Raw genomic sequence first — 2,043 nt, forward strand, 5'->3', positions numbered from 1 at the left:
GTACGGGTCCTGCGCGCCGACCGGATGGTTCAAGTCGACCGGCAGATAGGGCGGCCGCACCGGTTTCTCGAAAAAGGGATAGCCGAAAACGCTGAAGGACGAGGCATAGACGAAGCGCCTGGCGCCGGCCATGGCAGCTGCCTCGACCACATTGTAGGCGGTCGCGATGTTGGTCTTGAACACCTCGCCGCCGGCCCGGCCGGTCGGCCGCGGAATGGCCGCGACATGCACAACGGCATCGCAATCGCGCACCAGCTGCAGTGTCGATCCCAGATCGGTCAAATCGGCGGTTGCGTGGCGCCATGCGACCTCACCCGGCACCACGGCATCGATACCAAGCACATCGTGGCCGGCCGCAACCAGAGCCTCGGCCACATGGCGGCCAAGCAGGCCACTGGCTCCGGTGACGATGGTTTTCATATCTCGGCCTCGGCTCCGCAATTAAGCGGCTTGAATATTGTTGATGGTCATACAAATCGAGCACATGCCTGACAAGCGTTGTCAAGGCCATTTCGCGATGGACAAATAGCGCATACGCTTGTCGGAGCGCGGTGCGCAAGGCCGACCAGCACGCTTTGCGTCGAACGGGATTGACTTGGCATCCGCTAGGGTTTTTTGTATGAGCATCAACGATCGGTCAAAGGAGCTCGCCATGTCCGTGGACAGTTTTTCCTCACATCGGCACGATGATGCGGTGCGCCTCGATCCACGCCGTGCGGCCGTTGTCGTCATCGATATGGTCAATGAGTTCTGCAAGCCCGGCGGGGCCATGGTCCTGCCTGGGTACGAGACGCTGGTCGCGCCCCAACTGGCCGTGATCGAAGCCGCGCGCGCCGCCGGCGTGCCGGTGATCTGGGTCCATGACAGCCACCGGCCGGGCATGCGACGTGAGCGCGAATGGCTGAAGCGCACACCGCATTGCCTGGATGGAAGCTGGGGGCCGGAAATCATCGAGGATCTCGGCGCCCGCGATGACGAGATCCATGTGATCAAGCGACGCTACTCGGCCTTCTTCCAAACCGACCTCGACCTGACGCTGAAAGACATGCAGATCGATCAGTTGATCATCTTCGGCGTGGTCACCAATATCTGTGTGCGCTCGACCGTCCACGATGCCTTTTTCGAGGGCTATGAGGTGGTAGTGCCAAGCGATTGCTGCGCGGCAACGGGACCACGCGAGCAGGAAAGCTCGCTCTACGACATAGCGACCCATTTCGGCGTGGTCAGCGATTCGGCTGATGTCGTCGCAGCCCTCCGCGACGGGACATCGCTTCAACCAGCGAGGGTTGCGGCTTGAGCTTTTTCCGGCCGGCGACATCCAAGACAGCGGCGATAGGAGTCCGGTGTGACGACTGAAAAGAAACCGCAATCCAAAAAAGGCGAAACGCCGGGAGGCGATGCACCCCTGAGCCGCGAGCAGGTGCTGCAGCAGTACGCCGGGACCGGCTATGAACTGGACCGCCACCCGGCGCACGTCATCCGCCGGGCGCATCAGCGCGCGACGTTGCGCTTCCAGCAGGTCATGGCCGGCGAAGACCTTTCGCCAACGCAATTCGCGGCGCTCGCCACGATCCTCAAGCATGGCGAAGTTTCGCAGAACCATCTCGGCCGGCTGACGGCGATGGACCCATCGACCATCAGCATCGTCATGCGCAAACTGCTCAAACACGGGCTGATCACGCGCAGCGCCTCCGAAACCGACCAACGCCTGACGATGATCGCGCTGACCGGCAAAGGGACCGACTATACGCTGGAGCGGCTCGAACGCAGCGTCGAGGTCGGGCGGCGGTTCCTGTCGCCGCTCTCACCGGCCGAGCAGGCGACGCTGCTTCGCCTGCTCCAGCGCATCAACGACGACGACCCAACGAATGGCGACAGCGGCAAATAAGCCGCGTCCAGTCCTTTTTTCCATAACAGCAAAAGTGAGAACCGATGTCGTCCGACCTCCAGTCGTCTGCCAACACGCTCGTCGTCCGCAATATCGGTCTCATGCTGAGCGGCGATCTCGCACAACCGATCATCGACGCCGACACCATCGTCGTG

3 protein-coding genes are annotated in these 2,043 nt (G+C 62.0%); 2 read left to right on the forward strand and 1 reads right to left on the reverse strand.

All coding sequences use genetic code 11. The annotated features are described in order from the left end of the window. Positions 1-420: NAD(P)-dependent oxidoreductase (locus tag EOC06_RS43925; protein ID WP_245470235.1), on the reverse strand; the 420-nt coding region annotated here is incomplete at its 3' end. 232 nt (positions 421-652) lie between these two features. On the opposite strand from EOC06_RS43925, the gene EOC06_RS30770 reads away from it, so the two are divergent. Continuing rightward, complete coding sequence (locus EOC06_RS30770) at positions 653-1,297, forward strand: cysteine hydrolase family protein (protein ID WP_128309559.1); 645 nt, start codon at positions 653-655, stop codon at positions 1,295-1,297. A 48-nt stretch (positions 1,298-1,345) separates the two neighbouring features. Then, a complete protein-coding gene (locus EOC06_RS30775) occupies positions 1,346-1,888 on the forward strand; it encodes a MarR family winged helix-turn-helix transcriptional regulator (protein WP_128309560.1) in 543 nt (180 codons plus the stop codon). Positions 1,889-2,043: the final 155 nt, after the last annotated feature.

It is taken from the genome of Mesorhizobium sp. M7A.F.Ca.MR.362.00.0.0, assembly GCF_004023175.1.
Classification (GTDB): domain Bacteria; phylum Pseudomonadota; class Alphaproteobacteria; order Rhizobiales; family Rhizobiaceae; genus Mesorhizobium.